This is a genomic window from Roseococcus thiosulfatophilus (assembly GCF_017311575.1).
GTDB lineage: Bacteria > Pseudomonadota > Alphaproteobacteria > Acetobacterales > Acetobacteraceae > Roseococcus > Roseococcus thiosulfatophilus.
Genome location: NZ_JAFFQY010000058.1, coordinates 1 through 347, shown reverse-complemented (window position 1 = coordinate 347; position 347 = coordinate 1). Strand labels below are relative to the sequence as shown.

Below are 347 nucleotides of genomic sequence, written 5' to 3'. Positions count from 1 at the left end.
AGTTTGTGGACCTCAACAACAGCAATGACGTGGTGGTGGAGGGGAACACGCTGGCCGGCATTACCAACGAGGTGGTGCTGCGCGGGACCAGCAGCCGCTGCACCTATCTGCGCGGGTCCGTCTCCGATGCGCCGGCGGGAAACAGTAGGCTGCTGAATGTGGGGTCCGGCACGCAAAACGTCCTGAAGGATTGGGCGGAGTGGAGCGGCGCCAGCGGCAGTGTGACGATCACCACGTCATTGACGCCGCTGTTCAACCTCAGTCTTGGCACAGTATCGGTGGGCGAGCGCATCCAGGTGGCCGCGCAGGTGGTGGCCACCAAAGACACCACCGCCGCGCCCGTAAGC

The 347-nt window shown here is 64.3% G+C and carries 1 protein-coding gene; it reads left to right on the top strand.

Annotation, left to right across the window (positions count from 1 at the left end):
* Positions 1–347: hypothetical protein (locus tag JTN19_RS15775; protein ID WP_206934585.1), on the top strand; the 347-nt coding region annotated here is incomplete at both ends.